Genomic DNA, 24,287 nt, shown 5'->3' on the forward strand with positions numbered 1-24,287 from the left:
TGGTAAAGCCACGGTGACGCGGAGGGGGTCGACGCGGGCGGCGACGCCGGTCAGAAGACGAACTCCTCGTCGGGCTCGCGCGTCACGTCGGCGCCGAGACCGCGAAGGTCCTCGGCGAAGTGCGCGTAGCCGCGGTCGATGTGCGAGGCGCCGCTGACCGTCGTCACACCCTCGGCCACCAGGCCGGCGATGACGAGGGCGGCCCCGGCCCGGATGTCGCTGGCCTCCACCGGCGCCCCCGACAGCCGTTCCACGCCGTGGACCATGACGTGGTGTCCGTCGATGCGGGTCTCCGCGCCGAGGCGGCTCAGCTCCTGAACGGTGCGGAAGCGCGCCTCGAACAGGTTCTCGGTGATCATCGCCGAGCCCTCCGCGACCGCGTTGCAGGCGATGGCGAAGGGCTGCAGGTCGGTGGGGAAACCCGGGTACGGCAGGGTGGCCACGTCGAAGGCCCGCGGCCGGCGCCCGCCGGAGTCGACCCGGAACCCCCGCTCCGTGCGGGTCACCGTCGCACCGCTCTCCTCCACCAGCGACAGGGCCGCGGTGAGGTGCTCGGCGACGCCGCCGACCACCTCGACGTCGCCCCGGGTGGCCGCAGCGGCGAAGGCCCAGGTGCCGGCGGCGATCCGGTCGGGCACCACCGCGTGCTCCACCGGCTCGAGCCGGTCGACGCCCTCGATCTCGATGACGCCCGTGCCCGCACCGGTGATGCGGGCACCCATCTCGTTCAGCAGCGCCGCGATGTCGATGATCTCCGGCTCGCGGGCGGCGTTCTCCAGCCGGGTGCGACCCCGGGCGAGCACCGCTGCGGTGAGCACGTTCTCGGTGGCGCCCACGCTGGGGAAGTCGAGCCGGATCTCGGCTCCGTGCAGCCCCGACGGGGCCTCGGCGACGAGGAAGCCGTGGGTGACGTGCACCTTCGCGCCGAGCGCCTCGAGTCCCGCGGCATGCAGGTCCAGGCCCCGCGAGCCGATCGCGTCGCCCCCGGGGATGGCGACGTCGGCGGCGCCGCAACGGGCGACCAGCGGCCCCAGCACGGCGGTGGACGCCCGCAGCGCGCGCACCAGGTCGTAGTCGGCGCGGTGGCCGATGTCGTCGGGCACGTCGATGTCGGCAACCCCCGCCGCGGGGTCGTAGTCGACGGTGCAGCCCAGCCGGCGCAGCAGCTCGGCCATGATCGTCACGTCGAGGATCGCGGGCACGTTCGTGAGCCTGGTGCGGCCCCGCGCCAGCAGCGCGACGGCCATCAGCTTCAGGGCGCTGTTCTTCGCGCCGGCGACCCTGACCTCGCCGCGCAGCGCGGCACCTCCGACGACCCTGAACCTCTCAGCCATCCGTGCAGCCTAGCGACGCCCGAACACCACCGCGGTCCTGCGGGTCGCCCCGCTCCGGCCATCTGAGAGGCTGTCGCCATGGTCAACCTCACCCGCATCTACACCCGCACCGGCGACGACGGCATGACCCACCTCGGCGACATGAGCCGGACGAGCAAGACCGACGTGCGGCTGCAGGCCTACGCCGACGCCAACGAGGCCAACGCCGCCATCGGCGTCGCGCTCGCCGCGGGTGACCTGCGCGAGGACGTCCGGGCCACGCTGCTGCGCATCCAGAACGACCTCTTCGATGTCGGGGCCGACCTGTGCACGCCCCTGCAGGAGACCTACGAGTACCCGCCCCTGCGGGTGCAGCAGGAGTGGGTCGACGAGCTCGAGGCCGACTGCGACCGCTACCTCGGCGAGCTCGAGAAGCTGCGCTCGTTCATCCTGCCCGGCGGCACCCCGGGGGCCGCGTACCTCCACGTCGCCACCACCGTGGCCCGCCGGGCCGAGCGGCAGGCGTGGGCCGCCATCGCGGCATACGGTCAGAAGCCGGGCAGCGCCAAGGGCCAGGGCGGCGTGAACGTGCTGACCGCGAAGTACCTCAACCGGCTCTCCGACCTGCTGTTCGTGCTCGCGCGAGTGGCCAACCTGCCGATCGGCGGCGACGTGCTGTGGCAGCCCGGCGGCGGCCGAACCGCGGCGCCGGAGAAGAAGAAGTCCGCCGCTGCTGCGGAGGACTGAGCTGCTGGGCGGCAGCTACGCGACGTTGACGTTGAACCCCGGCGGCGCGCTCTCCAGCCAGGACCGCACCGCGGTGTAATGGGTGGGCGCCAGCGCCAGCTGGAAGGTGTCCGAACCGTAGTGGCAGGTGACCTCCACGGCGTCCGGCATGCCCGCGATCACCTCGTGCGGCGACCCCGGCGCCTCGAGCTCGAGGCGCACGCGCTCCCACTCGCGCTGCGGGCGCATGGACGGCCCGACCAGGGTGAACCACTGCAGCCGTGTGCCGCCGAAGCGCAGCAGGCCGAGACGGTAGCCGTGGCCGGTGTGCCGCACTGCGGCGACCATCAGCGGACGGCCGGCGGCCAGCATCCGGCGGCGGATGAAGATGAACGCCAGGACGCTGACCGCCAGGAGCACGAGCACGCCTGCCACGATCTCGGCGGTGACGAGAGGCGACATGCTCGCGCTCGCGGCTAGGCGCTGATCTTGGAGGCGTCTACCGCCTCCGCGACGATGATGACGTGGTCGCGGTCGACGGACAGGAAGCCGCTGTCGATGGTCGCCGTGTGCGTGGTGCCGGAGGTCTGGATCTGCACCTCGCCCTCGACGAGGACCCCGAGCAGCGGGGTGTGACCCGGCAGGACGCCGAGGTCGCCGTCGACGGTGCGGGCGATGACCATGTCGGCCTCGCCTTCCCAGACCTTGCGGTCGGCGGCGACGAGTTCAACCTGCAGCTGGCTCACGGTGGGTCCTCCAGTGGTGACGGGGGTGCCGGCCCAGTCTATCGGCCCACTGGAGGTGCTCCTGACGCGGTCCGCCCGGACCGGGACCGGCCTCAGTCCTCGTTCGGCATGAGGATCCACAGCACGGGGTAGATGATCAGCTGGCTGCCGGGCAGCAGCATGAGGACCAGCACGAAGAGCAGCCGTGCGGTCCACGGCGAGAGGCCGAACCGGCGGCCGAGACCGGCGCAGACGCCGGCGATGACGCGTCCCTGTCGGGGACGGACGAGGCCCTGCTGGGCGAAGCTGGACTTGATCTGGCTCATGCCCCCAGTCTTCTCCGCCCCGCGGCCGCCCGCCATCAGGGTCGCCCCCGAGCACACCCCGACGACACCCCGACGGCACCCCGACACCACCTGGGTATGCCGGAGGGCCGGCCGCTGCTCGCGACCGGCCCTCCGACTCGTGCTGGGAGAGAGGAGAACTCAGAGGTTCTTCTGGATCTCCGCCCACTGGCGCTCGACGTCGTCGAGGCCACCGCACATGAAGAACGCCTGCTCGGCGACGTGGTCGTACTCACCGTCGGCGATCTTGGTGAACGCCTCGATGGTGTCGGCCAGCGGAACCGTCGAGCCCTCGATGCCGGTGAACTGCTTGGCGACGTAGGTGTTCTGCGACAGGAACCGCTGGATGCGACGAGCGCGGTTGACGAGGATCTTGTCCTCCTCGGACAGCTCGTCGATACCGAGGATCGCGATGATGTCCTGCAGCTCCTTGTTGCGCTGGAGGATCTGCTTGACGCGCACCGCGGTGGTGTAGTGCTCCTCGGTGATGTAACGGCGGTCGAGGATCCGGCTGGTCGAGGTCAGCGGGTCCACGGCCGGGTAGATGCCGAGCGAGGCGATCTCACGCGAGAGCTCGGTGGTCGCGTCCAGGTGGGCGAAGGTGGTCGCCGGCGCCGGGTCGGTGTAGTCGTCGGCCGGCACGTAGATCGCCTGCATCGAGGTGATCGAGTGGCCACGGGTCGAGGTGATGCGCTCCTGGAGCACACCCATCTCGTCGGCCAGCGTCGGCTGGTAACCCACCGCGGACGGCATGCGGCCGAGCAGCGTGGAGACCTCGGAGCCCGCCTGGGTGAAGCGGAAGATGTTGTCGATGAAGAGGAGCACGTCCTGCTTCTGCACGTCGCGGAAGTACTCCGCCATGGTCAGCGCGGAGAGCGCGACGCGCAGACGGGTGCCCGGCGGCTCGTCCATCTGGCCGAAGACGAGGGCGGTCTGGCCGAGGACGCCGGCCTCCTCCATCTCGACCATGAGGTCGTTGCCCTCACGGGTGCGCTCACCGACACCGGCGAACACCGACACACCACCGTGGTCGCGGGCGACACGGGCGATCATCTCCTGGATGAGCACCGTCTTGCCGACACCGGCGCCGCCGAAGAGGCCGATCTTGCCACCCTGCACGTAGGGGGTCAGCAGGTCGATGACCTTGATGCCGGTCTCGAACATCTGGGTCTTGGACTCGAGCTGGTCGAAGGCCGGGGCCTTGCGGTGGATGCCCCAGCGCTCGTTGACCTCGAAGGTCTGGCCCTCCTCGAGGTTGAGCACCTCGCCGGTGGTGTTGAACACCTTGCCGAGCGTGACGTCGCCGACGGGCACCGTGATGGGGCCGCCGGTGTCCTGCACCGCGGCGCCGCGGACGAGGCCGTCGGTCGGCTGCAGCGAGATCGCGCGGACCATGTTGTCGCCGATGTGCTGGGCGACCTCCATGTTGATGTTCTTCTTCTCGCCCGAGAGCTCGACCTCGGTCTTGAGCAGGTTGTACTGCTCAGGCATGGCGTCGACGGGGAACTCCACGTCGACGACCGGGCCGGTGATGCGGGCGATCCGCCCGACACCGCCAGGCGCGGAGGTGCCTGCAGCGTTCTCAGAAACGGTGGCAGTCATGTGTTCTCTCTACCTTCTTACTTGGCGTCGGCGAGGGCGCTGGCGCCGCCCACAATCTCGCTGATCTCTTGGGTGATCTCGGCCTGGCGGGCCTGGTTGGCCAGCCGGGTGTACTTCTTGACGAGCTCCTCGGCGTTGTCGGTCGCCGACTTCATGGCCTTCTGGCGCGAGGCCAGCTCGGAGGCAGCCGCCTGCAGCAGGCAGTTGTAGATCCTGGAGCTGACGTACTTCGGCAGCAGGGCGTCGAGGACGTCCTCGGCGCTGGGCTCGAACTCGTAGAGGGGCAGCACGTCCTCGGGGTCCGGGGCCTCCTCGCCCTCGACGACCTCGAGCGGCAGCATGCGGATGACCTCGGGCTCCTGGGTCACCATGTTCACGAAGCGCGTGAACACGATGTGGAACTCGTCGACGCCGCCCTCGTCGTAGGGCGAGGTGAAGTCCAGGACGACGCGCTCGGCGATCTCGCGGGCCACCTCGAAGTTCGGCTGGTCGGTGAACCCGCTCCATTCGGCGGCGTAGTCACGCTTGCGGAACCGGTAGAAGCCGACCGCCTTGCGACCGACGAGGTAGGGCACGACCTCCTTGCCCTCCTCGCGCAGCTCACCGATGAGGCGCTCGCTCTCCTTGATGACCGAGGAGCTGTACGCGCCGGCGAGACCGCGGTCCGAGGTCACGATGAGCACCGCGGCGCGGCGCACGTTCTCGTGCTCGGTGGTCAGCGGGTGGTCGACGTCGGAGTAGGTGGCCACGGCCGACACCGCACGCGTGATCGCGCGGGCGTACGGGGAGGACTCTCTGACGCGCTGCTGCGCCTTCACCACGCGCGACGCGGCGATGAGCTCCATGGCGCGGGTGATCTTCTTGGTCGCCTGGACGGACCGGATGCGCTGGCGGTAGACCCGCATCTGCGCTCCCATATGTTTCCGCCTCTCCTCGTTCGTTTTCAGTGCGGCCTGCGCCGCGATGCCTACAAGCTGGGTATGCCGCGTGGGCACCGATGGTGCCGGGTGCGCGAGGCCGCGCACCCGGCATACGCATCAGCGCTTCTGGCGGACGATCTTCTCCTGCTCGACCTCGGTCTCGAGGTCGCCGGGCTCGGGCTCGTGGCCGAGCGGCAGGTTCTCCTCGCCGGACGCCTGGAACTGCTCCTTGAACGCCTTGACGGCGTCCTCGAGGCCGGACCGGGTGTCGTCCTCGAACTTCTTGGACTCGCGGATCGCGCCCAGCAGGCCCGACTTCTCACGGCGCAGGTAGTCGAGGAACTCGGTCTCGAAGCGGGCGACGTCCTCGACCGCGACGGAGTCGAGCTGGCCGGTGGTGCCGGCCCAGATCGAGACGACCTGCTCCTCGACGGGGTACGGGTTGGCCTGCTTCTGCTTGAGCAGCTCGACGAGGCGGGCGCCCTTGGCGAGCTGGGCGCGCGAGGCCGGGTCGAGGTCGGAGGCGAACATCGCGAAGGCCTCCATCGCGCGGAACTGCGCGAGGTCGAGCTTCAGGCGACCGGAGACCTCCTTCATCGCCTTGATCTGCGCGGCGCCACCGACACGGGAGACGGAGACACCCACGTCGATCGCGGGACGCACGTTGGCGTTGAACAGGTCGGCCTGCAGGTAGATCTGGCCGTCGGTGATGGAGATGACGTTGGTCGGGATGTAGGCCGAGACGTCACCAGCCTTGGTCTCGATGATCGGCAGACCGGTCATGGAGCCGGCGCCGAGGTCGTCGGAGAGCTTGGCGCAGCGCTCGAGGAGCCGGCTGTGCAGGTAGAACACGTCACCGGGGTAGGCCTCGCGCCCCGGCGGGCGGCGCAGCAGCAGCGACACGGCGCGGTAGGCCTCGGCCTGCTTGGACAGGTCGTCGAACACGATGAGGACGTGCTTGCCCTGGTACATCCAGTGCTGCCCGATGGCCGAGCCGGTGTAGGGCGCGAGGTACTTGAAGCCGGCCGCGTCAGACGCCGGGGCTGCGACGATGGTCGTGTACTCCAGCGCGCCGGCCTCCTCGAGGGCGCCGCGGACGGCCGCGATGGTCGAGCCCTTCTGGCCGATCGCGACGTAGATGCAGCGAACCTGCTGGGCCGGGTCGCCGGACTCCCAGTTCTGCTTCTGGTTGATGATCGTGTCGATCGCCACGGCGGACTTGCCGGTCTGGCGGTCGCCGATGATCAGCTGGCGCTGGCCGCGGCCGATCGGGGTCATCGCGTCGACAGCCTTGAGACCGGTCTGCAGCGGCTCGTGCACCGACTTGCGCTGGACCACCGAGGGGGCCTGCAGCTCGAGGGCGCGGCGCTGGCTGGTCGTGATCTCGCCGAGGCCGTCGATGGCCTGGCCGAGCGGGTTCACGACGCGGCCGAGGAACTCGTCGCCGACGGGCACGGAGAGGACCTCTCCGGTGCGCTTGACCTCCTGGCCCTCCTCGATGCCGGAGAAGTCACCGAGGATGACGACACCGATCTCGTGGACGTCGAGGTTCAGCGCGAGGCCGAGGGTGCCGTCCTCGAACTGCAGCAGCTCGTTGGTCATGCACGAGGGCAGGCCCTCGACGTGGGCAATGCCGTCACCGGCGTCGGTGACGCGGCCGACCTCTTCGCGGGAGGCCGTGCCGGGCTCGTAGGACTGGACGAACGAGTCCAGCGCGTCCCGGATCTCCTCCGGACGGATCGAAAGCTCCGTCATCTGATCTCTTCTCCCTTTGGTGGTGCGCTGCCGGCTGTTGGTGGACCGGAAGTCACTGGTGTTGTCGAGTTGTCCGGCCTCGGGTGCCGGTGGCTGGTTCGGGTCAGCCGGCCAGGTGCCGGCGGGCGCCTTCGAGCTTGCGGAGCACGGTGCCGTCGACGACCTCGTCGCCGATCTGCACGCGGATGCCGCCGACGACCTTGCGGTCGACGACGACCTGGAGCTGCACCCGACGGCCGTAGATGCCCTCGAGGGCGCGGCTGAGGCGCTGGCGCTGCTGCTCGTCGAGGTCGACTGCCGCTGTCACCACGGCGGTCAGCTGCTCACGGCGCCTGGCCGCCAGGGCGAGGTAGTGCTCGAGCGTCCGGTCGATCCGGCGCCCGCGCGGGGCGAGGACCGACTGGCGCGCCAGGCGCACGGTCTCGACGGAGGCCTTGCCCTGCAGGAGGCGCCCGACCAGGTCGGCCTTGTCCTGCGCCGTGCCGTCCCGGCCCGTCAGGGCGTCCCGGAGCTCGGGGTTGCCGGCCACGACCCGCTCGAAGCGGAACAGCTCGTCCTCGACCTGGTCGGCCCGGTTGCCCGCCTCGGCGCCGGCCAGGATGGTCTCGACGGCGAAGCGCTCGATGGTGTCGGTCAGGTCGCGCTCGGTCGCCCAGCGCTGGGCGACCATCTCGGACAGCAGCCCGACGGCGGCCGGCGAGACCTTGCCGTCGAACAGCCGGCCCACCAGGTCACGCTTGGCGGCCGCCTCGCGGGAGGGGTCTGCCAGCGCACGGCGGAGGGTGGCGTTGCCGTCAGCCACCGCCGTGACGCCGAACAGGTCCTCCGCGAGCGCGCTCCAGTCCGTGCCGGACCGCAGCGCGGACTCGAAGGCGCGCAGGCTCGCCGTGACGGCGCCCCGGGACGAACCGCGCATCACGCGTCCTGGCCGGGGGCGCCGTGGCCCTGGCCGCCCGACGTCGGCAGGTCGAACTCGCCCTGCGACGGAGCCGGGGCAGCCGGCTGGGCGGGAGCCGCCGCGCCGACCTTCTCCGGACGGATCTCGCCGGCCTCGAGCTCGGCGAGGAAGCGGTCCACGAGACCCTTCTGGCGCGTCTCGTCGTGGAGGGACTCCCCCACGATGCGGCTGGCCAGGTCGGTGGACAGGCGGCCGACCTCGGAGCGGAGCGAGACGATCGCCTGCTGGCGCTCGGCCTCGATCTGCTTCTGGGCGGCCTCGGTGATGCGGGTGGCCTCGGACTGGGCCTGGCCGCGCATCTCGGCGACGATCGCGGCCCCCTGCTCGCGGGCCTCCTCGCGGATGCGGGACGCCTCGACACGGGCCTCGGCCAGCTGAGCCTGGTACTGCTCGAGAGCCGCCTGGGCCTGCTGCTGGGCCTCCTCGGCCTGCTGCATGCCGCCCTCGATGGCGGCGGTGCGCTCGGCATACGCCTTCTCGAGGTTGGGGACGACCTTGGACTTCACGACGAAGTACAGGATCCCGAACATCACGAACCCGAAGATGAGCTCGGGAATGTGCGGGATGAGGGGCATCTTCGCCCCCTCGGCAGCCGCCAGCCCCACAACTGACGAAGCAGTAGCGGTGGTGATCACGGGTACTCCTCTGGCCTAGTGCCTGGTGTTAGCTGGTGCCTTCTGACGTGGATCAGATGAAGAAGAGCACCAGGCCGAAGATGGCGAGCGCCTCGGCGAGCGCGAAGCCGAGGATGGCGATCGGCTGCAGGAGGTTACGAGCCTCGGGCTGGCGGGCCACACCGTTGATGTAGGCAGCGAAGATCAGACCCACGGCGATGGCCGGGCCGATGGTCGCAAGGCCGTAGCCGACGAGGGAGAGGTTGCCTTCCACGATGATTCCTCTTTCGTGTTTCAGTGATCCGCCGCGGCCGTGTGCCGCGGTCGAAGGTGAGTGCGTGTGTTCAGTTGTGGGTCAAACGGGGTGGTGCAGCCGTCGATCAGTGGTCGTCGGCGAGGGCGCCGGCGATGTAGCTGGCCGACAGGAGCGTGAAGACGTAGGCCTGCAGGAACTGCACCAGGCCCTCGAACAGGGTCATGACCGCGGCCATGGCGAACGTGGGCACGCTCAGGAGCTTGAACAGCACGCCCTGGGTCAGGAAGTAGGCGCCGGCCGAGACGAACAGCACGATGAGCATGTGACCCGCGAACATGTTGCCGAAGAGTCGCAGCGCCAGCGTGAGCGGCCGGGTGATGAAGTAGGTGATGAGCTCGAGCACGAAGATGACCGGCTTGATCCACCCCGGGAGGCCGGCGGGCAGCATGTGGGCGAAGTAGCCGCCGAGGCCGTGCTTCTTGATGCCGATGGCGTGGTAGACGACGTAGACCACGAGCGTCAGGGCGATCGGGAAGCCGATCTTGCTCATCGTCGGGAACATGATCGGCGGCATGATGCCGAAGAGGTTGTTCACGAGGATGAGCGAGAAGAGAGTGAACAGCAGCGGCACGAAGCGCAGGAACTCGCGCGAGCCGATCATGTCGCGGGCGATGCCGTTGCGGCTGAAGTTGTAGAAGCCCTCCATGAGCCACTGGCCCTTGGACGGGACCACCGCGGCGCGCTTGGACAGCTGGACCATGACGACCGAGAGCAGGAGCACCGAGACCAGGCCCCAGACGATCTGCTCGGTGACGACCAGGCCACCGACCTCGAAGAGGGGGGTCCAGAAGATGTCGGGGGTGGGAGTGTGGAACTCACCGTCACCTTCTGCGGAAGCGAAGGTTGCGACGGGCGCAGCCAGCGCGTTCAGGCTCACAGGTTCTCCTCGATCGTGGTGGTGGACATCGTGGCTCCAAGCTCGTCGCGAGCCGCCTCGGCAGATGTCATGACGTACCGTACCGGAGCCAGATCACGTACAGCGAAGCGGCCATCCCGCCGATGACGCCGAGCACGACGAAGACGCCGGTGCCCAGGAGGCGGTCGAGCAGGTAGCCCAGGCCGCCGAAAAGTGCGGGCCCGGTGATGAGGTACGCGAGCACCGTGGCACCGAGCGCGTCGGCCTTCGCCGTCTCGCTCGGGCCGTCGGTCTCGGTGCTCCAGCGGTGCGACTCGTCGGGCTTGCGCCGGGGGGTCACCTCCGAGCGCTGCGGGTGCTTCTCGGGCCGGGACTGCTGGCCAGGCTGCTGGTTCTCGTGCTGCTCCGGCTGCTCCGGCGACGGGGTGCTCGGCTCGGTCATCGGGTCACCTCCCCCGCGTCGGGGAAGATCACGTGGCGGGCTCGGGTGTAGCCGAGGACGAGGCCGACCTGGGCCAGCACGGTCGTGACGACGGCGCCGATCGCGAACGCGCGGCCGTCGAGCCACGCCGCGTCGCGCAGCGCCAGCACCACGGCGGCGAGCAGGATCAGCTGGCCGAGGTAGACGACGAAGGCGCCGGCCATGGAGATCGAGGGGTGACCCGCGACGATGGCGCCGATGCCGAGCAGGCCCACCACGAGGATGACCAGAGCCGTGGCGCCCCCCAGCAACGCCGCGACCAGCCCGTCCCCGCCGCGAGCGGCTCCCAGGACCCCGGCCGTCAGCACCGCACCGGCCGATCCGGAGGCCACAGAGCCCAGCACCATGCCACGGAAGGGACTGCGTCCCTGGCGCGCGGGGTGCTGCGTCATGGTGGAGCCTGCCTGGATTCGTCGGGGCGGACGGCGAATTCGGGTGCACGGCGGCCGCCTGACGGTCGCCCGAGGTGCTTGTGAAAACTATCACGAGCGCCGGGACGGCTCCTAATCCGTGCGCTCCCGCTGCTGCTCGTCGCGCAGCTCGCGCCCCGCCTCGAGCGCTCCCCTGCGCGCTCCCTGGCGGATCGACTGGAGGATGAGCACGACCACGGCGATCACCGCGCCCTGCAGGAGGGCTCCGGGGAGGGTGTCCGGTCCACGCTCCCCCGGAACTGCCCAGCCGATCACCGGGATGGCGAACCCGACGGCCACGGCGACGACGGCGCGCTGCGCAGTACTCAGTCCCATGCGGGCAGTGAACCGGACATCGGCTCGTCGCGCCTGCCGGGACGGCTCACATGACTGTGGTGGACCACCGACCTCAGGGGGCCGGTGGTCCACCACAGTGATCCAGCTGCCTGACCGGTGCCCCACCAGGCGGGGCACCGGTCGGTCGCAGCACTCGTATGCCGCGTGCTCGCCGAGAGTGCCTGCGCCAGGTGCGCAGCTGTCAGGCGCGGTTCGCGGCGAGCAGGCGACGCAACGTGCTGAAGACGCCGAGCGCGGCGAACGCGCCGAACATGGCCATGTCGGTGCCGTAGGTGCCCAGCACCTCGGGGGCGAACAGGTTGCCCATGACGAAGCTCGTCGCGCTCGGCCAGCCCAGCTCGGCGCCCTCGGGCGTGTTGTAGAAGTGCACCATGTCGGAGATGACGACCGCGAGGAACGAGGCCACGACACCCGCCACGATCACCACGATGAGCGGCACGAGCCCGACGCGCGGCACCGAGCCGGCGCCGCGGGTGTAGAGCCAGGCGGCCCCTGCCGCGATGGCGAAGCTGGTGATCGAGGCGATGAAGCCGAGCTGCCAGATGAGCACGGCGGCCGCGACACCGAGCGGGATGGCGGCCAGCGAGAAGAGCAGCCCGCGGCCGACGTTCTCGACGACCGGCACGGAGACACCGGCGCGCAGGGCGGCGGCCGACTCGGTGGCCGCGGCGGCCGCCTCCGCGCTCGGGACCGGCGCAGCGGACTGCAGCGGTGCCCCGCGCAGCGGCACGTCGCCGGCGGAGCCGCTGGCGAACGGCACGCTGCCGGGTGCGGTGGTGGGCTCGTCGCCCGACGGGTGCGTGTAGGTCACAGCGGGTCTCCCCCTCGTTCCGGGGCCGGCGGGTCTCGTCGGCGGGCCGACCGTAGGGGAACACGTCACCCGATGTGGGTGGAATGCGGCGGATATCCTCCGTTCGTGCCAGCCACCGCCCCCACCGGCCAGCCGCTCCTCGGCCGCTTCGTGCGCCTCGACCCGGTGCAGCCAGCAGACGCCGAGGGCCTGCACGCCGTCCTGGCCGACCCGGTCGTCTACACGCAGGGCTTCATCATGAGGCCGCCCCCGGCCGACCTCGCCGAGACGCAGCGACGGGTGGCGGCCGACGTGGCCGCGCGCGAAACCGGCCGCACGGCATACACGGTGCGCCTGGTCGGGGACGGCCCCCTCGGCGAGGCGGGCACGGTGGTGGGCACCTCCTCGCTCGGCGACCTCGACCTCGTCAACGAGCGGGTGCACCTCGGCTGGACGATGTACGGGTCGCGGTGGTGGGGCACGCCGGTCAACCCCGAGACCAAGCTGCTGCTGCTCGCGCACGCGTTCGAGGACTGCGGGTTCGGGCGCGTGAAGATCCAGACCGACGCGGTGAACGAGCGCTCGCAGGCCGCCATCGCCAGGCTCGGCGCCACCCGCGAGGGCGTGCTGCGGCGGCACACCCGCCGCGCCGACGGCACGTTCCGCGACACGGTCGTGTTCAGCATCCTGCGCGACGAGTGGCCCCTGGTGCGCTCTCGCCTCGAGGAGCGGCTGGCGACCGGCGTCAGCTGAGCGCGTGCGGCTTGTGGCGGGGCGTCGACCACCGCGGCAGCCAGACGGTCAGCACCACGGCCACCACGATCGCGCACAGCACCCCCGCGGCTGCGATGCGCGCGTCGTCGATGAAGACGAAGCTCACCGAGCCGAGCGCCGCCACGGCCGCCCAGAGCCACAGGAGCAGCACGGCACGCCGGTGGCCGTGCCCGATCTGCAGCATCCGGTGGTGCAGGTGCAGGGCGTCCGGCTGCCACGGCCGCTGGCCGGCCCGGGTGCGCCTCACCACGGCCAGCATCACGTCGACCAGCGGCAGCAGGATGATCGCGAACGGCAGCACCAGCGGCAGCAGCGTCGCCGCGACGTCGTTGGTGCTGACGTCGGTGGGGGTCACGCTGCCCGTCGTGGAGATCGTGGCCGCGGCGAGCAGCAGGCCGAGCAGCAGCGCCCCGGAGTCACCCATGAAGAGGCGCGCGGGGTAGAAGTTGTGCGGGAGGAAGCCCAGGCAGCAGCCGATGAGCGCGGCCGAGATGAACGTCGCCGACGAGAACACGTTGGGCGGGTCGTAGCTGCGTGAGATGAGGTAGCTGTAGACGAAGAACGACGTCGCCGCGATCCCCACCACCCCGGCCGCGAGGCCGTCGAGGCCGTCGATGAAGTTCACCGCGTTGGTCGACACGATGACGGTGAGCACGGTCAGCCCCACCATGATCGGGGCCGGCAGCACGGTCACCCCGCCCAGCGGCAGCGAGAACAGCTGCACGCCCTGGAACGCCATGAACCCCGCGGCGATGATCTGGCCACCGAGCTTGGTGAGCCAGTCGAGCTCGCGGATGTCGTCGATGGCGCCGACGAGGCAGACCAGCGCGGCACCCCACAGCACGCCCTTGAGCTCGGGCCCGGCCTCGAAGACCTGGCCGAGCCGCGGCAGGTGGCTCGCCGCGAGCATCGAGGCGGCGAACCCGAGGAAGATCGCCACCCCGCCCAGGCGCGGGATGGGCACGCTGTGCACGTCCCGGTCCCGCACGGGCGTGAACGCCCCGGTCTTGACGGCGATGGCGCGCAGCAGCGGTGTCGCGGCGTAGGTGATCACCGCGGCCACCATCAGGACGAGGAGGTACTCCCTCAACTACGGCGCGCCTTTGCGTCGGTGGGCGGGGTCAGCGGGGGTATGCCGGGAAGCGCGTCACGAGCTCGCCCACCTTGGCGCGGACCTCCTTGGAGACCGCGTGGTCGGGGTCGGCGTCGCCCTTGGTGACGGCGGTCGCGATGAGCTCGCCGATGACCTTCATCTCCTCGGTGCCCATCCCCTGGGTGGTGACGCAGGGGGTGCCGACACGGATGCCGGAGGCGATGTTGGGCTTCTGCGGGTCGAATGGGATCGCGTTCTTGTTGAGCACGATGCCGGCCGCGTCGGAGCGCTCCTCGGCCTCCTTGCCGGTGACGCCGACGCCCTGCAGGTCGTGCAGGCTCAGGTGGGTGTCGGTGCCGCCGGTGGTCGGGCGGATGCCGTTCTCCCCCAGCGTCGTGGCGAGCTGTCGCGCGTTGGCGATGACCTGCTTGGCGTAGGCCTGGTACTCCGGGGTCGCGCACTCCTTGAAGTTGACCGCCTTCGCCGCGATGGTGTGCATGAGCGGGCCGCCCTGCATCATCGGGAAGACCGCCTTGTCGATCTTGGCGGCGTGCTCCTCCTTGCACACGATCGCGCCGCCGCGGGGTCCGCGGAGCACCTTGTGGGTCGTGAACGACACGACGTCGGCCCACGGCACCGGACTCGGGATGGCCTTGCCGGCGACGAGGCCGATGAAGTGCGCGGCGTCCACCCAGAAGATGGCCCCGACCTCGTCGGCGAGGTTGCGGAAGAACTCGAAGTCGATCAGGCGCGGGATCGCGGAACCGCCGGCCAGGATGACCTTGGGCCGGTGCTCGCGGGCGAGCGAGGCGACCTGGTCGTAGTCGATGTCCTCGGTCTCCTTGTCGACGCCGTAGTGCACGGCGTTGAACCACTTGCCGGAGAAGGAGACCTTCGTGCCGTGGGTCAGGTGGCCGCCGTGCGGCAGCGACATGGCGAGGAGGGTTTCACCGGGCTGCAGGAACGCGCCGTAGACGGCCTGGTTGGCGCTGGCGCCCGAGTGGGCCTGCACGTTGGCGTGGTCGGCGTCGAAGAGCGCCTTGCAGCGGTCGATGGCGATCTGCTCGGCCTTGTCGACCTCGGAGCAGCCGCCGTAGTAGCGCCGACCGGGGTAGCCCTCGGCGTACTTGTTCGACAGCGTGGACCCGAGGGCGGTCAGCACCTGCGGCGAGCAGAGGTTCTCGCTGGCGATGAGCTGCAGGCCGCCACGGATGCGGTCGAGCTCGGAGAGCAGCACCCCCGCGATGTCGGGGTCGAAGGACTGCAGGGCCCCGAAGTCGGAGCCGTAGAAGGTGTCGTCGCTCGGTGAGGTCATGACTGCTGCTCTCCTGCCGGTGGGGTCGAGTCCGCAGGCAACTGTATGCCGTCGGGCTGGGGGTCCTCGTCGGCGTCCGTTCCGTCGTCGGCGCCGGTGGTGTAGGTGGGGTGCGGGGGCTCCTCGGCCTCCGGCGGGAAGTGCGCCGCGAGCACCTCCTGGAGCTGCTCCTCGCTGAGGGCACCCACCCGCAGGACCTCAGGGCGCTCGCCGGTGCAGTCCACGATGGTCGAGGGGGTGTTGTCGGCGCGGGGGCCGCCGTCGAGGTAGACCTTGACCGCGGCGCCGAGCTGCGCGGCGGCGTCGGTGATCGTCGTGGCCGGGGGCTGGCCGGTGAGGTTGGCGCTCGTGACGGCCATCGGCCCGACCTCGGCGAGCACCTCGAGCGCGATGTCGTCCTGGGGCATCCGCAGGGCGACGGTGCCGTTGGTCTCGCCGAGGTCCCACATGAGCGAGCTCTGCGCCTTGAACACCAGGGTGAGCGGGCCGGGCCAGAACGCCTTGATGAGGTCGCGTGCCCACGGCGGCACGTCGGTGGCGAGCCCGTCGACAGTGCGGACGTTGGGCACCAGCACCGGCGGCGGCATGTCCCTCCCCCGGCCCTTGGCGGCGAGGACGGCGGCGACGGCCTCCTCGGAGAACGCGTCGGCGCCGATTCCGTAGACGGTGTCGGTGGGGATGACGACGACCTCGCCGCCGCGCACCGCCTCGACGGCCCTGGCCACGCCCTCGGCGCGGCCGGACTCGGTGCTGCAGTCGTAGACCGGGCTCATGCGTCCCAGCCTATTGCGACCGGCCGGCGCGGCCCGCGACGGGCGTCAGCGGACGATCTTGAAGTTGAACGAGCCGGTGCCCAGCACCTGCCTGAGCCGCAGCCACACCGGCATCATCATCTCGGTGCCGCGAGCGGTGGTGATGTCGCCGAGGTCGATGACGTCGGTGTGCCCGAAGCTCTCGAGCAGGCCGGCGACGGTGGCCTTGGCGCCGGCGTCGTTGCCCGACATGAAGACCGTGGTCTCCTCGCCCAGCACCTGGGGGTTGACCATGAGGTGCGCAGTCAGGGTGTTGAGCGTCTTGACGACCAACGCCCGCGGGTGGGCGCGCTGGATCTGCTCACCGAGCGAGTCGGTGTCCCTGACGAACGGTGTGGGCGGGAGGCCCTGCGAGAGGTCGAGCGGGTCGGAGATGTCCATCAGCACCTTGCCGGCGAGGTTGTCGGCGCCGGCGAGGTCGAGCACGGCCAGCGAGGCGCCGCCGTTGGTGGCGTTGACCACGAGCTCACCGTGGGCCGCGGCGCGGGCGAACGGCTCGAGTCCCACCTGCGGGTGGTCGGCCGACCACGCCGAGAAGGGCGGGTCCTCCGGGCCGCGGCCCCCACCGCGCCCCATGGTCTCCTCGGGGTCCCGGGTGCCGATGCGCACGTCGTGGCCGAGCCGGGCCAGCGCGGCGGCGAGGTGCTTGCCGACCGTCCCGGTCCCGAGCACAGCGATCTTCATGGCGCTCCTCCGTCCGACGTCGACCTGCGCCCCCATGCTGGCACCCCGCCTTCTCCGGGAGGGTCAGAACAGCCCAGAGAGCCGGGGTACGACATGCTCGCCGAGGCCGTCGATGAACGGCACCGGGTCGCCGGACCACGGCATGACGTGCACCTCGCTGACGCCCACCGCGGCATACCGCTCCATCTGCGCGGCGAAGGCGGCGCCTCCCGCGGCGGTGCTCGGGTCGAGCCCGGCGGCCCACAGCACGGTCTTGCGGATGCCGTCGAAGTCGGTGCCCTCGCGCTCGCAGTGCGCGCGGAGCACCTCGAGCTTGGCGGCCACCGCTTCGGGCGGCGACTGCGGCCCCGCGAAGAGGTTGCAGGCATCGGCGTACCGCGCCACCAGACGCAGGGTCTTGCGCTCCCCCGAGCCGCCGACCATCACCGGCACGCGCCGCAGCGGTTGCGGCGAGCAGATGGTCTCGGCGAGCTGGTAGTGCCGGCCGGCCCAGGGACCGTTGTCCGGGCTCCACATCTGGCGCACGATCCGAAGGGTCTCCTCGAGCCTCTCGAACCGCTCGGCCAGCGGTGGGAAGGGGACGCCGTAGGCCGCGTGCTCCCGCTCGTACCACCCGGCACCGAGGCCGAGCACCGCCCGGCCGCCGGACAGCACGTCGAGGGTGGCGACGATCTTGGCGAGCAGCCCCGGGTGGCGGTACATGACGCCGGTGACGAGGAGCTGCAGCTCGACGGTGCTGGTGTGGGCGGCCAGGAAGCCCAGCGTGGTGTAGCCCTCGAGCATCGGGGCGTCCACGTCGCCCACGCCCACCCCGCCGATCTGCAGGTAGTGGTCCATGACCGAGACGTTGGACACGCCGGCCCGTTCGGCGGCCTCGGCGGCGCGCGCCAGCGTCGGTGCGATCGCCGCCGGCCCCGCGGGGGCCGCGAAGTTGACGAGGTGCACGCCGACGTCCATCACGCCAGCCCTCGTCGTGCAGAGGCGGACGGCAGGCCCACGAGCTCGGCGGAGACCCGCCACAGGTGGGCGGCGGCCTCGGTGTCGCAGGACGCCTTCGAGGAGCGCTTGGGCTGCTCGTTCACGAAGTACTGGCCAGTGACGCCCTCGACCTCGGGCGAGGAGGCGAGGTGGATCGACGTGCCGGCACCCTTCTCCGGGCTCTTCATGAACGGTCGCAGGACCGGCAGCATCAGCCGCATCCAGCCCTGCGAGTCCTCCTGGCCGAACGCCGTGCGGACGACACCGGGGTGCAGGACGTTCGCGGTGACGCCCGAGCCCTCGAGCCGCCGGGCGAGCTCGTAGCTGAACAGCACGTTGGCGAGCTTGGACTGGTTGTAGGCCCGCTGGCCGTTGTAGTCCGCCTCCCCCTGCAGGTCGTCGAAGTCGATGCGTCCCATCGCCTGCGCCCCCGACGACACCGTGACGACGCGGGCCGGAGCGCTCTCGCGCAGCCGGTCGAGCAGCAGGTTGGTCAACAGGAACGGCGCGAGGTGGTTGACGGCGAAGGTGCGTTCCAGCCCGTCCTCCGTGGCGTGCCGGTGGGCCCAGTAGCCGCCCACGTTGTTCACGAGGACGTCGAGGCGGGGGTATGCCGCGAGCACCCGTTCGGCCAGCGCGCGCACCTCCCGCTGCGCCGAGAGGTCGGCGGCGAAGACGTCGACCTCGCCGCCGGCCGCACGGATGCGCTCGGCCGCCGCTCGCGCCCTGGCCTCGTCGCGCCCGACGATGCCGACGCGGGCGCCGAGACCGGCGAGGCCACGAGCCGTGGCCTCGCCGATCCCGCCGGTCCCGCCGGTGACGAGCACGGTGCGGCCGGTCATGGGCTGGGCCGCGGTGGTCATGGTCAGCGCACGACCTTGAAGTTGAACATCGGGGTGCCGAGAGCGCCCATGAGCCGCAACCACACCGGGAGCAGCATCTCGGTGCCGCGGGCGGTGGTGATGTCGCCGAGGTCGATGACGTCGGTGTGCCCGAAGCTCTCCAGCAGCTCGGTGACCGTCGCCTTGGCCGCCTCGTCGTCGCCCGAGAGGAAGACCGACGACTCCTCGCCGAGCGCCTTGGGCTCGACCATCAGGTGTGCGTTCAGCGTGTTGAGGGTCTTCACCACCCGAGTCTGCGGGAAGGCGCGCTGGATCTGCTCACCCAGCGAGTCGGTGTCCTTGACGAACAGGGTGGGAGGGAAGCCGGCCGAGAAGTCGAGCGGGTTCGAGATGTCGAGGAGGACCTTGCCGGCGAGGTTGTCCGCGCCGGCCAGCTCGAGCGCCGCGATGGCGCCTGCACCGCTGGTCGCGTTGACGACGAGGTCTGCCCCGGCGGTGGCGTCGGCGAAGGTGGCCAGGGCAGCGGCCGGGTGGGCCTCGAGCCAGGCGCTGAAGGGCGGGTTGCCCATCCCGTCGGGCTCGGTGCGGGCGAGGGAGACCTGCGGGTCGCGGGTGCCGACGACCACGTCGTGGCCGAGCGCGAGGAGCCGGGCTGCGAGCGCCTGGCCGACCATGCCGGTGCCGAGGACTGCGATCTTCATGGGGTTCTCCTTGGGAGAAGATTCGGAGGCTCGGGTAGACAGGCCTGTCTACCGATGCAGGAAACCTAACAGACAGATCTGTCTACTCGCAAGGTATGCTGGGATCCGACACGCCGGCACACGGAGGAGCCCGATGCCCACCCCCACCCCGGAGCGACCCAGTGCCGCTCGCGAGCGCATCCTCGAGACCGCCTTCGCGCTGTTCTACGCCCGGGGCATCCGGGCGGTCGGGGTCGACCTGATCATCGCCGAGTCCGGCGTGGCCAAGGCGACCTTCTACAAGCACTTCCCGGCCAAGGACGACCTCGTGGTGGCCTACCTCGACAAGGTCGACGGCGTCTGGTCCGGCCAGCTGCACCAGGCGGCCGCCGCGGCAGGCCCCGACCCCGCGGACCAGCTCGTCGGCATGTTCGACGCCCTGCGCACCGCGTGCCGCCGGGAGGGCTACCGCGGCTGCGCCTTCATCAACGCCGCGGCCGAGTCGCAGCCGGGCACCGCGGTGCACGACCGCACGGTGGCCCACAAGGCGGCGGTGCTCTCGTGGGTGCGCGGCCTGGCCGAGCAGGCCGGGGCGCGCGACCCCGAGTCGCTGGCGCGCTCGCTGACCCTGCTGCTCGACGGCGGCCTGGCCAGTGGCTCGCTCGACGCCAGCCCCGACGCACCGGAGGCCGCGAAGGTCTCGGCCCGAGCCCTGGTCGAGGCCGCGACGCGGTCGGGCCGTGCCGCCTGACAGTGCCACCGTGAGGCACCCCGTCGCCCGCCCTTGGCGGCCTTGGAATGACAGACTTTGAAATCTGTCAGTCGTCATCTACCGTTGCTGACATGAGCACTCTCCCCCAGCGCACCCTCGGGTCCACCGGTCCCGCCGTCTCCGGCCTCGGCCTCGGCCTGATGGGCATGTCCGACCTCTACGGTCCCTCTGACGAGGCCGAGAGCATCGCCACCATCCGGGCCGCGCTCGACGCCGGCGTGACCCTGCTCGACACCGGCGACTTCTACGGCATGGGCCACAACGAGCTGCTGCTGCGCGACGCCCTGCGCGGCCGTCCGCGCGAGAACGCGGTCATCAGCGTCAAGTTCGGCGTCCTCCGCGGCCCGGACGGAAGCTGGAACGGCGTCGACACCCGGCCCGTCGCCATCAGGAACGCCCTCGCCTACACCCTGCGCCGGCTCGGTACCGACCACGTCGACATCTACCGGCCGGCCCGCCTCGACCCGACCGTGCCCGTCGAGGAGACCGTCGGGGCCCTGGCCGACCTCGTCAAGGAGGGGTGGGTCCGCCACATCGGGCTCTCCGAGGTGGGCGCCCAGACGCTGCGCCGCGCCGCCGCCGTGCACCCCATCGCGGACCTGCAGATCGAGTACTCGCTCATCTCCCGTGGCATCGAGGCCGACATCCTCCCCACGGCGCGCGAGCTCGGCACCGGCATCACGGCATACGGCGTGCTCTCCCGGGGGCTGATCTCGGGCCACTGGGCCCCCGGCCAGGGGCAGCGTGACTTCCGCGGCCACCTCCCCCGCTTCTCCGGCGAGAACCTCGAGCGCAACCTCGCCCTCGTCGAGGCGCTCCGCGAGGTCGCCCACGCGCGCGGCGCCACGGTGGCGCAGGTCGCGATCGCGTGGGTGCGCTCGCGCGGCGAGGACATCGTGCCGCTGGTGGGCGCCCGCCGTCGCGACCGGCTCAGCGAGTCCCTCGGCGCCGTCGAGCTGGCGCTGGGCGAGAATGACCTCGCCGCGATCGAGGCCGCCGTGCCGGCCGAGGCCGCTGCCGGCACGCGCTACGACGCGATGCAGATGTCCATGCTCGACAGCGAGAAGTGACCACCCCACGTGACCACCGAGAAGTGACCGAAGGGACACGATGGCCGAGCCGCTGACCACCGAGGCGATCCTCGACACCGCCGAGGAGGTGCTGCGCCGCTACGGGCCGGCGAAGGCCTCCGTGGTCGACGTGGCGCGCGCCCTGGACGTCAGCCACGGCAGCGTCTACCGCCACTTCCCGAGCAAGGCGGCTCTGCGTGACGCGGTCACGGAGCGCTGGCTCGCCCGGGTCTCCGAACCGCTCGAGGCCGTGGTGGCCGGGCGCGGCAAGGCGTCGAAGCGGCTGCACGACTGGCTCGTGCTGCTGGCGACGACCAAGCAGGGCATGGCCACCGGCGACCCAGAGATGTTCGAGACCTTCCACGAGCTGACCCTCGCCTCGCGCGAGGTGGTCGCGGCCCACGTCGCGCACCTCGCCGAACAGCTCGCCCGGATCGTCGCCGACGGCATGGCGTCGGGTGAGTTCGCCCAGGGGGATGCAACCGTGGTGGGCTGGGCGGTGCTGCACGCGACCGCGAAGTTCCACCACCCCGCCCACGCCGGCGAGTGGGGTGAGCCCGGCCTCGACGAGCAGCTCGAGGCGGTCTACCGCCTGGTCCTCAGCGGCCTCGCCGCACGCTGATCCCGACTTCTGGCCACTCACTCGGCACTCACCCGCCGAGAGGGACTCCTGCTGCCGGCTGGGTGGCCAGAAGTGCGGAAAGGGTCAGGCGCGCACGGCCAACGTCGCCCGCGGACGGGCGGTGAGGTCCTCGTGGTCCTCGACCTCACGCCACAGCCCCGTGCGGGCGAGCGCGGCGGGCAGCGACTCGCCCTGGGTGTCGGCGTGCTCCATGACGAGCACCCCTCCCGGCCGTAGCAGCGCTGCCGCCCGGGCTGCCACGGCGAGCGGGATGGCGAGGCCGTCTTCGCTGCCGCCGTAGAGCGCGAGGTCGGGGTCGTGGTCTCGCACCTCGGGGTCGATCGGCACCATGCCGACGGGGATGTACGGCGGGTTCGACACGACGACGTCCACCTGGCCCTCGAGCTCGGGAAAGGCGGTGGTCGCGTCGCCGTGCACGAGGGTGATGTCGAGCCCGGTCGCCGACCGGTTCTGCGCGGCCCAGGCGTGCGCGTCCTCCCCCAGCTCCACGGCATACACCTGTGCCGCCGGCACCTCGTCCTTGACGGCGAGCGCGATGGCCCCCGAACCGGTGCACAGGTCGACGACGACGGGCCCCTCTCCAGCCTCGCGAGCGGCGTCGACGGCCAGGCCGGCGACGAACTCGGTCTCGGGTCGGGGCACGAAGACCCCGGGCCCCACGTGCAGCTCGAGGCGGCGGAAGCCCGCCCTCCCGGTGAGGTGCTGCAGCGGCACCCGGGCGGCGCGCTCCTCCACCAAGGCCTCGTATGCCGCCGGCGCCGGTGCGCCGAGCACCATCGCCTTGCGAACCTCACCCGCAGAGGTGCGCATCGCGTGGGCGGCGAGCAGCACCGCGTCGGTCTCGGCGGAGGCGATGCCCGCCTCGGCGAGGCGCCGGGTCGCGTCGCGCACCGCGGAGCGGAGGTCGGTCACGAGCCCTCGGCGACGGCGGCCATCTGTGCCTTCTCGTCGGCGTCGACGGCCGACTGCACCACCGGGTCGAGATCGCCGTCGAGCACGGCGTCGAGGTTGTAGGACTTGTAGCCGGTGCGGTGGTCGCTGATCCGGTTCTCGGGGAAGTTGTAGGTGCGGATCCGCTCGGAGCGGTCGACGGTGCGCACCTGCGAGCGCCGCGCGGCCGAGGCCTCGGCGTCGGCGGCGTCCTGGGCGATCTGGTGCAGGCGGGCGCGCAGCACGCGCAGGGCCGACTCCTTGTTCTGGAGCTGGCTCTTCTCGTTCTGGCACGAGACGACGGTGCCGGTCGGCAGGTGGGTGATGCGCACCGCCGAGTCGGTGGTGTTGACGCTCTGCCCGCCGGGGCCCGAGGAGCGGTAGACGTCGATCTTGAGGTCGTTGGGGTCGATGGTGACCTCGACCTCCTCGGCCTCCGGCATCACCAGGACGCCCGCGGCCGAGGTGTGGATGCGCCCCTGGCTCTCGGTGACGGGCACGCGCTGCACGCGGTGCACGCCGCCCTCGTACTTCAGCCGCGCCCACGGGGCCTCGCCCGGCTCGGGCGTGCCCTTGGCCTTGATCGCGACCTGCACGTCCTTGTAGCCGCCGAGGTCGGACTCGGTGGCGTCGATGAGCTCGGTCTTCCAGCCGCGGCGCTCGGCGTAGCGCAGGTACATCCGCAGCAGGTCGCCGGCGAACAGGGCCGACTCGTCGCCGCCCTCGCCGGCCTTGACCTCGAGGATGATGTCGCGGTCGTCGTCGGGGTCGCGCGGGACGAGCAGGCGGCGCAGCTTCTCCTCGGCGGCGTGCAGCGTCGCCTCCAGCGAGGGCACCTCGGCGGCGAACCCCTCGTCCTCCTTGGCGAGCTCGCGGGCGGCGGCGAGGTCGTCCTGGGCCGTGTGCCACGCGTGGTAGGCCGCGACGGTCGGCGCCAGCGCGGCATACCGCTTGTTGAGCTGGCGCACCTTGTCCTGGTCGCCGAACACCGCGGGGTCGGCGAGCTGCGTCTCGAGGTCGGCGTGCTCCTGCACCAGGGCGGCGGCGGACTCCAGCATGGGCGTCCCTCTCGGGGTCGGCGGGTCGGACAGGCGGGTGGGGAAACGCAATGCGCCGGCCCTGACCGTGGTGGTCAGGACCGGCGCATCGGAAAAGCTACTTGGCGGCCTTCTTGCCGTAGCGGGCCTCGAAGCGGGCCACGCGGCCACCGGTGTCGAGGATCTTCTGCTTGCCGGTGTAGAAGGGGTGGCACTGCGAGCACACGTCGGCGTGGATCTTGCCGGACGTCGCGGTGCTGCGGGTGGTGAACGTGGTGCCGCAGGTGCAGGTGACCTCGGTCTCCACGTACTGCGGGTGGATGTCCTTCTTCAACGTGTGCTCCTTGAGTCGTTGCGGCCGGGTCGGCGGGATCTGCCCTGTATGCCGTGAACCGGTCAGCGGTCAAGTGTGCCAGAGAGCGGCGCACATCTCCTAAACGGGCGGGCCCTGCTCCGCATTCCCCGACGGCGCAGCCCGTCAGGCCGCTCG

Annotated in this window: 30 protein-coding genes; 5 read left to right on the forward strand and 25 right to left on the reverse strand. The window is 71.2% G+C overall.

The window, feature by feature from the left end:
- Positions 1-50 precede the first annotated feature (50 nt).
- The gene (gene murA / locus P0Y31_RS17015) at positions 51-1,334 is read right to left on the reverse strand and encodes a UDP-N-acetylglucosamine 1-carboxyvinyltransferase (protein WP_275871564.1); all 1,284 of its coding nucleotides are present in this window, start codon (positions 1,332-1,334) and stop codon (positions 51-53) included.
- Positions 1,335-1,412: 78 nt separating this feature from the next.
- Between murA and P0Y31_RS17020 the strand changes: the two genes are divergently transcribed.
- The gene (locus tag P0Y31_RS17020) at positions 1,413-2,060 is read left to right on the forward strand and encodes a cob(I)yrinic acid a,c-diamide adenosyltransferase (RefSeq protein ID WP_275871566.1); all 648 of its coding nucleotides are present in this window, start codon (positions 1,413-1,415) and stop codon (positions 2,058-2,060) included.
- Between the two features lie 15 nt (positions 2,061-2,075).
- On the opposite strand, the gene P0Y31_RS17025 is transcribed toward P0Y31_RS17020, so the two are convergent.
- The 14 genes from P0Y31_RS17025 to P0Y31_RS17090 all read right to left on the reverse strand — a co-directional run bounded on the left by P0Y31_RS17025 (position 2,076) and on the right by P0Y31_RS17090 (position 12,188).
- Entirely contained in the window at positions 2,076-2,501 is a 426-nt protein-coding gene (locus P0Y31_RS17025; protein WP_275871568.1) for a DUF2550 family protein, read from the reverse strand.
- A gap of 14 nt (positions 2,502-2,515) precedes the next feature.
- Positions 2,516-2,785 carry a F0F1 ATP synthase subunit epsilon gene (locus tag P0Y31_RS17030; protein WP_275804296.1) on the reverse strand — a complete coding sequence of 90 codons (270 nt, stop codon included), beginning with the start codon at positions 2,783-2,785 and terminating at the stop codon, positions 2,516-2,518.
- A gap of 92 nt (positions 2,786-2,877) precedes the next feature.
- Positions 2,878-3,090: a PspC domain-containing protein gene (locus tag P0Y31_RS17035; protein ID WP_275804298.1), complete on the reverse strand. Its 213-nt coding sequence runs from the start codon at positions 3,088-3,090 to the stop codon at positions 2,878-2,880.
- A 159-nt stretch (positions 3,091-3,249) separates the two neighbouring features.
- Entirely contained in the window at positions 3,250-4,710 is a 1,461-nt protein-coding gene (atpD, locus tag P0Y31_RS17040) for a F0F1 ATP synthase subunit beta (RefSeq protein ID WP_275804300.1), read from the reverse strand.
- 17 nt (positions 4,711-4,727) lie between these two features.
- Positions 4,728-5,627 (reverse strand): F0F1 ATP synthase subunit gamma, encoded by a 900-nt coding sequence (locus P0Y31_RS17045; RefSeq protein WP_275871570.1) that lies wholly within the window; start codon positions 5,625-5,627, stop codon positions 4,728-4,730.
- 120 nt (positions 5,628-5,747) lie between these two features.
- Positions 5,748-7,385: a F0F1 ATP synthase subunit alpha gene (gene atpA / locus P0Y31_RS17050; protein WP_275871573.1), complete on the reverse strand. Its 1,638-nt coding sequence runs from the start codon at positions 7,383-7,385 to the stop codon at positions 5,748-5,750.
- A 103-nt stretch (positions 7,386-7,488) separates the two neighbouring features.
- Positions 7,489-8,301: a F0F1 ATP synthase subunit delta gene (locus tag P0Y31_RS17055; protein WP_275871575.1), complete on the reverse strand. Its 813-nt coding sequence runs from the start codon at positions 8,299-8,301 to the stop codon at positions 7,489-7,491.
- Positions 8,301-8,975, reverse strand: a complete 675-nt coding sequence (locus P0Y31_RS17060; protein ID WP_275807263.1) for a F0F1 ATP synthase subunit B — start codon at positions 8,973-8,975, stop codon at positions 8,301-8,303. The genes P0Y31_RS17055 and P0Y31_RS17060 overlap by 1 nt, the downstream gene beginning before the upstream one ends.
- Before the next feature lie 55 nt (positions 8,976-9,030).
- Positions 9,031-9,237, reverse strand: coding sequence for an ATP synthase F0 subunit C (locus P0Y31_RS17065; protein WP_211254743.1), 207 nt, complete (start codon positions 9,235-9,237; stop codon positions 9,031-9,033).
- A gap of 100 nt (positions 9,238-9,337) precedes the next feature.
- Positions 9,338-10,150 (reverse strand): F0F1 ATP synthase subunit A, encoded by an 813-nt coding sequence (gene atpB / locus P0Y31_RS17070; RefSeq protein WP_275871577.1) that lies wholly within the window; start codon positions 10,148-10,150, stop codon positions 9,338-9,340.
- A 67-nt stretch (positions 10,151-10,217) separates the two neighbouring features.
- A complete protein-coding gene (locus tag P0Y31_RS17075; protein ID WP_275871578.1) occupies positions 10,218-10,571 on the reverse strand; it encodes a hypothetical protein in 354 nt (117 codons plus the stop codon).
- Positions 10,568-11,002 (reverse strand): hypothetical protein, encoded by a 435-nt coding sequence (locus P0Y31_RS17080; RefSeq protein ID WP_275871580.1) that lies wholly within the window; start codon positions 11,000-11,002, stop codon positions 10,568-10,570. The genes P0Y31_RS17075 and P0Y31_RS17080 overlap by 4 nt, the downstream gene beginning before the upstream one ends.
- Before the next feature lie 111 nt (positions 11,003-11,113).
- The gene (locus P0Y31_RS17085) at positions 11,114-11,356 is read right to left on the reverse strand and encodes a hypothetical protein (RefSeq protein ID WP_275871582.1); all 243 of its coding nucleotides are present in this window, start codon (positions 11,354-11,356) and stop codon (positions 11,114-11,116) included.
- A 202-nt stretch (positions 11,357-11,558) separates the two neighbouring features.
- Positions 11,559-12,188, reverse strand: coding sequence for a hypothetical protein (locus P0Y31_RS17090; protein WP_275871584.1), 630 nt, complete (start codon positions 12,186-12,188; stop codon positions 11,559-11,561).
- A 105-nt stretch (positions 12,189-12,293) separates the two neighbouring features.
- On the opposite strand from P0Y31_RS17090, the gene P0Y31_RS17095 reads away from it, so the two are divergent.
- Positions 12,294-12,920: a GNAT family protein gene (locus P0Y31_RS17095; protein WP_275871586.1), complete on the forward strand. Its 627-nt coding sequence runs from the start codon at positions 12,294-12,296 to the stop codon at positions 12,918-12,920.
- Here the strand turns inward: P0Y31_RS17095 and P0Y31_RS17100 are convergent.
- The 7 genes from P0Y31_RS17100 to P0Y31_RS17130 form a co-directional block, all read right to left on the reverse strand.
- Positions 12,913-14,031 carry an MraY family glycosyltransferase gene (locus P0Y31_RS17100; RefSeq protein ID WP_275871588.1) on the reverse strand — a complete coding sequence of 373 codons (1,119 nt, stop codon included), beginning with the start codon at positions 14,029-14,031 and terminating at the stop codon, positions 12,913-12,915. The genes P0Y31_RS17095 and P0Y31_RS17100 overlap by 8 nt on opposite strands.
- 31 nt (positions 14,032-14,062) lie before the next feature.
- A complete protein-coding gene (gene glyA / locus P0Y31_RS17105) occupies positions 14,063-15,349 on the reverse strand; it encodes a serine hydroxymethyltransferase (protein WP_275871590.1) in 1,287 nt (428 codons plus the stop codon).
- Positions 15,346-16,122 carry an L-threonylcarbamoyladenylate synthase gene (locus P0Y31_RS17110; RefSeq protein WP_275871592.1) on the reverse strand — a complete coding sequence of 259 codons (777 nt, stop codon included), beginning with the start codon at positions 16,120-16,122 and terminating at the stop codon, positions 15,346-15,348. The genes glyA and P0Y31_RS17110 overlap by 4 nt, the downstream gene beginning before the upstream one ends.
- A 45-nt stretch (positions 16,123-16,167) precedes the next feature.
- Entirely contained in the window at positions 16,168-16,845 is a 678-nt protein-coding gene (locus P0Y31_RS17115; protein WP_275871594.1) for an NAD(P)-binding domain-containing protein, read from the reverse strand.
- Between the two features lie 63 nt (positions 16,846-16,908).
- Entirely contained in the window at positions 16,909-17,802 is an 894-nt protein-coding gene (locus tag P0Y31_RS17120) for an LLM class F420-dependent oxidoreductase (RefSeq protein ID WP_275871708.1), read from the reverse strand.
- The gene (locus P0Y31_RS17125; protein ID WP_275871596.1) at positions 17,802-18,686 is read right to left on the reverse strand and encodes an SDR family oxidoreductase; all 885 of its coding nucleotides are present in this window, start codon (positions 18,684-18,686) and stop codon (positions 17,802-17,804) included. The genes P0Y31_RS17120 and P0Y31_RS17125 overlap by 1 nt, the downstream gene beginning before the upstream one ends.
- Positions 18,687-18,688: 2 nt before the next feature.
- A complete protein-coding gene (locus P0Y31_RS17130; protein ID WP_275871598.1) occupies positions 18,689-19,366 on the reverse strand; it encodes an NAD(P)-binding domain-containing protein in 678 nt (225 codons plus the stop codon).
- A 133-nt stretch (positions 19,367-19,499) separates the two neighbouring features.
- Between P0Y31_RS17130 and P0Y31_RS17135 the strand changes: the two genes are divergently transcribed.
- The 3 genes from P0Y31_RS17135 to P0Y31_RS17145 all read left to right on the forward strand — a co-directional run bounded on the left by P0Y31_RS17135 (position 19,500) and on the right by P0Y31_RS17145 (position 21,809).
- Positions 19,500-20,096 carry a TetR/AcrR family transcriptional regulator gene (locus P0Y31_RS17135; protein ID WP_275871600.1) on the forward strand — a complete coding sequence of 199 codons (597 nt, stop codon included), beginning with the start codon at positions 19,500-19,502 and terminating at the stop codon, positions 20,094-20,096.
- Positions 20,097-20,188: 92 nt separating this feature from the next.
- Positions 20,189-21,187, forward strand: coding sequence for an aldo/keto reductase (locus tag P0Y31_RS17140; protein WP_275871602.1), 999 nt, complete (start codon positions 20,189-20,191; stop codon positions 21,185-21,187).
- A gap of 40 nt (positions 21,188-21,227) precedes the next feature.
- Positions 21,228-21,809: a TetR family transcriptional regulator gene (locus P0Y31_RS17145; protein ID WP_275871604.1), complete on the forward strand. Its 582-nt coding sequence runs from the start codon at positions 21,228-21,230 to the stop codon at positions 21,807-21,809.
- An 84-nt stretch (positions 21,810-21,893) separates the two neighbouring features.
- Here P0Y31_RS17145 and prmC read toward each other — a convergent pair whose 3' ends face one another.
- The 3 genes from prmC to rpmE form a co-directional block, all read right to left on the reverse strand.
- Complete coding sequence (gene prmC / locus P0Y31_RS17150) at positions 21,894-22,742, reverse strand: peptide chain release factor N(5)-glutamine methyltransferase (protein WP_275871607.1); 849 nt, start codon at positions 22,740-22,742, stop codon at positions 21,894-21,896.
- Positions 22,739-23,818: a peptide chain release factor 1 gene (prfA, locus tag P0Y31_RS17155; RefSeq protein WP_275871609.1), complete on the reverse strand. Its 1,080-nt coding sequence runs from the start codon at positions 23,816-23,818 to the stop codon at positions 22,739-22,741. Before prfA ends, prmC begins: the two co-directional genes overlap by 4 nt.
- A 97-nt stretch (positions 23,819-23,915) precedes the next feature.
- Entirely contained in the window at positions 23,916-24,131 is a 216-nt protein-coding gene (gene rpmE / locus P0Y31_RS17160) for a 50S ribosomal protein L31 (RefSeq protein WP_275871611.1), read from the reverse strand.
- Positions 24,132-24,287: the final 156 nt, after the last annotated feature.

Origin of the sequence: Knoellia sp. 3-2P3 (assembly GCF_029223115.1) — a bacterium.
GTDB lineage: Bacteria > Actinomycetota > Actinomycetes > Actinomycetales > Dermatophilaceae > Pedococcus_A.

Bases quoted from the DNA above. Each gene is read 5' to 3' on its own strand.
- murA (WP_275871564.1), bottom strand. From the start codon at position 1,334: ATGGCTGAGAGGTTCAGGGTCGTCGGAGGTGCCGCGCTGCGCGGCGAG.
- atpD (WP_275804300.1), bottom strand. From the start codon at position 4,710: ATGACTGCCACCGTTTCTGAGAACGCTGCAGGCACCTCCGCGCCTGGC.
- P0Y31_RS17025 (WP_275871568.1), bottom strand. From the start codon at position 2,501: ATGTCGCCTCTCGTCACCGCCGAGATCGTGGCAGGCGTGCTCGTGCTC.
- P0Y31_RS17080 (WP_275871580.1), bottom strand. From the start codon at position 11,002: ATGACGCAGCACCCCGCGCGCCAGGGACGCAGTCCCTTCCGTGGCATG.
- glyA (WP_275871590.1), bottom strand. From the start codon at position 15,349: ATGACCTCACCGAGCGACGACACCTTCTACGGCTCCGACTTCGGGGCC.
- P0Y31_RS17075 (WP_275871578.1), bottom strand. From the start codon at position 10,571: ATGACCGAGCCGAGCACCCCGTCGCCGGAGCAGCCGGAGCAGCACGAG.
- P0Y31_RS17125 (WP_275871596.1), bottom strand. From the start codon at position 18,686: ATGACCACCGCGGCCCAGCCCATGACCGGCCGCACCGTGCTCGTCACC.
- P0Y31_RS17110 (WP_275871592.1), bottom strand. From the start codon at position 16,122: ATGAGCCCGGTCTACGACTGCAGCACCGAGTCCGGCCGCGCCGAGGGC.
- P0Y31_RS17130 (WP_275871598.1), bottom strand. From the start codon at position 19,366: ATGAAGATCGCAGTCCTCGGCACCGGCATGGTCGGCCAGGCGCTCGCA.
- P0Y31_RS17135 (WP_275871600.1), top strand. From the start codon at position 19,500: ATGCCCACCCCCACCCCGGAGCGACCCAGTGCCGCTCGCGAGCGCATC.
- P0Y31_RS17085 (WP_275871582.1), bottom strand. From the start codon at position 11,356: ATGGGACTGAGTACTGCGCAGCGCGCCGTCGTCGCCGTGGCCGTCGGG.
- P0Y31_RS17020 (WP_275871566.1), top strand. From the start codon at position 1,413: ATGGTCAACCTCACCCGCATCTACACCCGCACCGGCGACGACGGCATG.
- P0Y31_RS17145 (WP_275871604.1), top strand. From the start codon at position 21,228: ATGGCCGAGCCGCTGACCACCGAGGCGATCCTCGACACCGCCGAGGAG.
- P0Y31_RS17045 (WP_275871570.1), bottom strand. From the start codon at position 5,627: ATGGGAGCGCAGATGCGGGTCTACCGCCAGCGCATCCGGTCCGTCCAG.
- P0Y31_RS17035 (WP_275804298.1), bottom strand. From the start codon at position 3,090: ATGAGCCAGATCAAGTCCAGCTTCGCCCAGCAGGGCCTCGTCCGTCCC.
- P0Y31_RS17115 (WP_275871594.1), bottom strand. From the start codon at position 16,845: ATGAAGATCGCTGTGCTCGGGACCGGGACGGTCGGCAAGCACCTCGCC.
- prfA (WP_275871609.1), bottom strand. From the start codon at position 23,818: ATGCTGGAGTCCGCCGCCGCCCTGGTGCAGGAGCACGCCGACCTCGAG.
- atpA (WP_275871573.1), bottom strand. From the start codon at position 7,385: ATGACGGAGCTTTCGATCCGTCCGGAGGAGATCCGGGACGCGCTGGAC.
- P0Y31_RS17140 (WP_275871602.1), top strand. From the start codon at position 20,189: ATGAGCACTCTCCCCCAGCGCACCCTCGGGTCCACCGGTCCCGCCGTC.
- P0Y31_RS17120 (WP_275871708.1), bottom strand. From the start codon at position 17,802: ATGGACGTCGGCGTGCACCTCGTCAACTTCGCGGCCCCCGCGGGGCCG.
- P0Y31_RS17055 (WP_275871575.1), bottom strand. From the start codon at position 8,301: ATGCGCGGTTCGTCCCGGGGCGCCGTCACGGCGAGCCTGCGCGCCTTC.